The organism is Bartonella sp. CL25QHWL (genome assembly GCF_042195335.1).
Lineage (GTDB): Bacteria > Pseudomonadota > Alphaproteobacteria > Rhizobiales > Rhizobiaceae > Bartonella.
Window position 1 is genome coordinate 1 of record NZ_JBHIOE010000037.1, and the last position, 4,587, is coordinate 4,587.

Here is a 4,587-nt window from a genome sequence, read left to right on the forward strand (position 1 = left end):
TTTGCTGGTAAATTTATTATAACTTTGCCATTCATTTGGGCTTGTGAGGTGCCCATAGCTTGTGAGATCTTCATTGATCTTGGCTCTAAAATCATCAAGCCCCACAATATCTTCGGTTTTATGTTGATGCGCGCCTAACAGTGAGACAGCACTCCCAAAGGTGAAGTTATTATTGCTTGATTTATAGAGAACATAATTGTTAGCCGCATCTTTTGCGCCTTCGATATCGCTTAAATCAGCAAATGAGAAAGTTTTATCCGCTGCCATTTTGCCATTGAGAGCGCTTTCTAGATCTGCGATTTCGTTGATCGTATGCGTGTGTTGTAAAGGCGCTTTTCCCTCTACCTTGTCCTCAACATCCGCAATGGCTTGATCAATTTTGGTCAAGTTTTCCCGCAAGATTGGGAATTCAGAACTGATAAAGCGTCCTTCTTTAGGCAATTCCATGTCGAGTTTTTTGGTTTTTGTCATCTCTCATTTTCCCCTCATAATATGCCGGCGCCAAAATCACACACCATTGACCGCGCTGCTGGTCCACCGGTAAGCGTGAGTTTCAAGCGCGCTTGTTTGGCGCCTTTATCACTACTGATAAATTTGCGCTCTGTCCAAAGCGGTTCAGCGAGTTGCTCTGTTTCCTCTAATTTCAAAGGGGTGAAAGCACCATCATCCAGTTGCATCTCGAGTGTAAAGGTTGCACCACCTGGTAAAAAGGTTTTGATATAGCTGGTCAATCTTGCTTTTTCACCAAAGGCAAAAGCACGCGTGACATAGGTAGCTTCCTTATGGATCTTTCCCGCAATCAATTGAACAGGAGCAAACAAAACAGGTGAGAGCTTCTCTGTCCCTTTGAGAATAGCGCGAAGCTTTACCTTTTCACTGATATATTCAGTAAGACTGAGTAATTGAAAGGGAAGAAGTTGATAAACCGTGCCGTTGTTTCGTTCAATTTCAAAGATGACAGAACAATCGCTTGAAGGCAATTCAATGGCTGCGCGTATTTGCAAATCAGAGCAGTCCACAAGGTCAAAAGTGCCAAGATCAATGGTTTTTTCTGTTTGTGTATAGCGTGCCGCCAGCACCCTAAAAGCTAAAGCCTCATCTTGATGAGCGGTCCAGCTCCTAGCATTGACAGAAGAAAAGCGTGGACCGGTCACGTAAGGGTGGCTCGAGACGTATCTCTGGTGTTCTGCATCAAAATCTCCAAGCTTTGCCAGTGAGACAGAATGATTACTATCATCTGTCTTAATAACGAAAGCCGTTAAGCGGTCATCGGGGACAAGGAGTGGTACATCATAGCGTGCCTCTGCCCAACCTAGCTTTGCGCCCTTCATAGAATAAAAGCTTTGCGCTTGAATATCGGCGGTCGGATAACCGTTTTCTGTGGTGACCAAATCAATCACCAGATCATGGTTCTCATTACCGATTTTGCAAAGATGAAAGTCAATACCGGTGATTTGCCGTGTTTCATCGGGGGTAAAAACTTGCGCTTGTGGGTCCACTTGCGTCCATATTTTTACCGTGGTGGTGCGCCGCATCACTTTCACATCAATCACACCTTGACCTGTAAAAAGCCCTGTTGCAATTGTTCCACCTTTTCCCCGTGCCACAACATTTTTTGTACCAGCGGTAATGTTTTGTGGAATCGTGAAAGTGCCCTCAAGGGTGCCTTGTCTATCGGCAACAAGGCGGCTCGCTGGCAAGACATCCACACCATCAAAGGTGAGGCTTTCTAAGATTTCCCCTTTGCCAAAACCTTCAATTTTAAAGGAAAGGGTAATTTGTCTTAAAAAGTCGGTTTGTTCTTGATGTGTGTTGATGAAATTATCGCTTACTTCTGTTCTACGTATGGTACTGCCGCGATGTTTTCCCATGATGATCTGATTGGTGACACCAGAGAGCCAATCAGTGCGCTGTTCATGCCAGAAGTCTGTCGCGGGTGTGAGGGTTACTGTACCAGGCAGGGGTGCAAAATTTTGATAGGGATTGATTTTTTCGCAAGCAGTTGTCAACTCTTGCGCAATGATCACTTCATTTGTCCAGTCAAGCGTAACAGGCGCTTTTAAAGGAGCAGTGTAAAAGGTTGGGTCAATGGCGAGCTGTAAAGTGCCGTTGCCTACAGCACCTGTTTGTTGAAAGCCTTCATCTCTGTAACTATCATCAAGAAAAGGGTCTGCAAACATGCCCTTTTTGGCAACAGGTTCTTTAGAGTCAACATTGCTTTTAATACGCTCTAATTGCATCAACCGGTCAAGCGAAAGCACTCGTTGAAAATAGCGCCACATCTCATCATAGGGGGCAACCCGTGTGCCATCATTGACCACAACCGGCGTTTCAAGCCAATTGTTGGTGATCGTTGCAAGGGACAACACATCATCAGGGACATTTGGTGCCATGGGGTGATCTGATGAAACTCCTTTGATATATACGACATTGCCTTGTGTGTTCAGTCCTATGCGGTCAATGCGGGGCAATTTATAAGTGTAACTGACGATAATATCACCACCCTCCGCCCCACCTGAGACAGTGATTTCCTGTGCTGTTACTTTATCAGCCGTGATTTTTGCGCGGTAACGGTAAGTCACCTTATAGCTGCTCCCTGCTAAAGGTTCGTCTCCCACGGGTGCCCAATCAATGGTGTCTCCGGTTTTTTTAAAATCTGTGCCTTCTTTAAATTCCTTGCTTCCTTGAACGATTTTTATAAACGCGGTGATGCTTTTATCAGGAACACCATCACGCCCAGCGGCAACGGCACCACGGGTGACGTTAACGGTTTTTTCTTTTGTCAACAAAAGAGACTGAATATCGGCAATAGGAAAATAATAGGGTTTAAAGGTAAAACTTGTTTTCCCTTTTTGAGGCGCAAAAATATGCGTTTCTATGGGAGCAGCACGGCTGTGAGCAGAAGGAAAAAGGAGGGCGTTTTGAGCAGCAATGTTGGCGGTGATTGGATCATAATTATAGAGGCTGATGTCTCTAGCAGGAGCGATGAGAGCTCCATATTTAGAGCTTGTTTCCCCTTTTTGAGGCGCAAAAATATGCGTTTCGCTTGGAACAACGCTTGTCGAAAAATCCTCTGGCTCTTCATGGCGCAAGGCGGCAAGGCGCTTGCGTTTAAAGCCATTGATATTGGCTTCTCCTTCTTGAATACTAAACACTTGGCAACCGTTATTGGCTCCCAATGCGCTTACACGGCAGCCACTCACGATATAATGCCCATGGGCGCGGTCGTACGTCGCAATAGCTTGCATGGCGGGTTCAAGGAGTGAGGGTGATTTTTGATCAATCAGAACACCATCTTGTAAGATATAAACGGGAAAGAAAGTGCCACTTTGCGCATCCTCTTTCAGTGCCCAAACAAGCTTTGCTGTTTCGCGTGCGGCACCAGGTTCTCCTTCTGCCAAGGTGCCAGGGACTTGCCCCAATAGCTCTGGATCATCTTCGTGTGTTATCCATTTTTTTTGCAGCTTCACACCAATTTCCAAGCGTCCAATCATGGCAACATTGTTGAGTACAGCTTCAGAGACTGGGAAGATATCACCAGCAATATAAATCTTGCCATCCGTTAAAGTGACGGTCCTTGTGTCTTTGTTGACAAAAGCATCAGCCCGTTCAACGCGGTCTCCTTCTTGTGCCACAAGGCGCCCCAAGCGGTCATGCCGCCCCCTGATGATGGTTTGAACCTCATTGAGTTCACCACTTTGAATAAAGGGACGCGTGCCATAAAAGACAACGCTTTGTTGTTCCTCTTTGCCGCGAGATCTGTCAATTGCAAAGGGTAAACCACTTTCATGCTTCATATTAAAACCTCAATAAAATCTTGAATTGTTCGCGAACATCGGCACGCAAAGGAATATTAATGGGCGTTTTGAGTATCTCTACACCGCCATTTAGTTCATTGGCATCACACCAAAGCTTGCCTAGGGGGATATCAAGGGGGACATCTTGTTTGGGAGAAGCATGAACGAGAATAGAAACAAATGCTGCTTGTTTCCTATCAACATCGTGAAAGTCTGTGTGTGCTGCCAGAAAAAGCGCCGTGCCCATCGAGGAGGGCTGGAATCTGCCGCCACAATGGCTGTAAACACCATCCAAAGCTTGTTCGACAGGCGCTACAGCATAGCATCTGCGATACCCAATCACGCTATTTTGGCTGTCTCTTAACACGAGATAAAGCGTGCGGTTGCTAAACCACTCTGCCATGAGTATATCGCGTTCATGTTTTTTGACCGAACACCACGGAAAATTTGCCAAATCCCAAGGGTAATCAATTTGGTTCCAGCTTAACTCCTCGTCAAAGTCATCAATCCAGTTGCCAATAAGCTTGCCTTCTTCTTTTGTGAGGGTATGATTGATTTCTGTTGTGCGCCCAAAGGAAAACAAAGTGTCCCCAGCTGTTAAGCGAACACCGCTTTCATACTCCAACATGCTGTCATCAAGCCGTGACATATTGCATTCAACAGCTTGCACATCATAACCATAGGTCCCACGACGAAAATCAGAGCGCAAACTTTTGGAAAGGTCGGTAATCGCTTCAATGGCTTCAAGGCTTTTGCGTTCAGGCAACTGATCAAAATCAAGTTGAAAGGA

Annotated in this window: 3 protein-coding genes; all 3 read right to left on the reverse strand. The window is 45.6% G+C overall.

Annotated elements, in window-relative coordinates; genetic code table 11:
- A partial coding sequence (locus ACFILY_RS09060; RefSeq protein ID WP_375673336.1) for a Bgr_08870 family protein occupies positions 1 to 471 on the reverse strand: 471 nt, incomplete at its 3' end.
- Between the two features lie 14 nt (positions 472 to 485).
- Positions 486 to 3,797, reverse strand: a complete 3,312-nt coding sequence (locus tag ACFILY_RS09065) for a DUF4815 domain-containing protein (RefSeq protein WP_375673337.1) — start codon at positions 3,795 to 3,797, stop codon at positions 486 to 488.
- 1 nt (position 3,798) lies between these two features.
- The coding region (locus ACFILY_RS09070; RefSeq protein ID WP_375673339.1) for a phage tail protein at positions 3,799 to 4,587 on the reverse strand (789 nt) is incomplete at its 5' end.